At 52.4% G+C, this 563-nt stretch carries 6 tRNA genes; all 6 read right to left on the bottom strand.

The features are described 5' to 3' along the window. Positions 1-2: 2 nt before the first annotated feature. Positions 3-76, bottom strand: a tRNA-Met gene (locus ED2_RS14610). A gap of 12 nt (positions 77-88) precedes the next feature. Next, positions 89-178, bottom strand: a tRNA-Ser gene (locus tag ED2_RS14605). Between the two features lie 24 nt (positions 179-202). Next, positions 203-276: transfer RNA gene (locus ED2_RS14600), tRNA-Ile, on the bottom strand. 13 nt (positions 277-289) lie between these two features. Next, positions 290-363: transfer RNA gene (locus ED2_RS14595), tRNA-Met, on the bottom strand. 27 nt (positions 364-390) lie between these two features. After that, positions 391-463 (bottom strand) — tRNA-Ala (locus ED2_RS14590). A gap of 19 nt (positions 464-482) precedes the next feature. Next, positions 483-556: transfer RNA gene (locus tag ED2_RS14585), tRNA-Pro, on the bottom strand. Positions 557-563: the final 7 nt, after the last annotated feature.

Raw genomic sequence — 563 nt, 5'->3', positions numbered from 1 at the left:
AATTGCGGGAGCAGGATTTGAACCTACGACCTTCGGGTTATGAGCCCGACGAGCTACCAGACTGCTCCATCCCGCGATAATAGTAAAAAGGAGGATAAGGGATTCGAACCCTTGCACGGTTTTACCCGCCTGACGGTTTTCAAGACCGTTCCCTTCAGCCGGACTTGGGTAATCCTCCAATATGAAACTTACAACGCCACTATGGACCTTGTAGGACTCGAACCTACGACCGGACGGTTATGAGCCGTCTGCTCTAACCAACTGAGCTAAAGGTCCAGGCTCTTAAAAATCGCGGCGGAGGGGATCGAACCCCCGACCTCCCGGGTATGAACCGGACGCTCTAGCCAGCTGAGCTACACCGCGAAAAAGATATTCATTATTTAAATGAAATGGAGCCTAGCGGGATCGAACCGCTGACCTCCTGCGTGCAAAGCAGGCGCTCTCCCAGCTGAGCTAAGGCCCCGTGTTGATTTATTTCATTATCGGGAAGACAGGATTCGAACCTGCGACCCCTTGGTCCCAAACCAAGTGCTCTACCAAGCTGAGCTACTTCCCGTTATTCT

Source organism: Enterococcus durans NBRC 100479 = LMG 10746, assembly GCF_001544215.1.
GTDB classification, from domain to species: domain Bacteria; phylum Bacillota; class Bacilli; order Lactobacillales; family Enterococcaceae; genus Enterococcus_B; species Enterococcus_B durans.
This window is presented reverse-complemented; position numbering and strand designations above follow the sequence as displayed.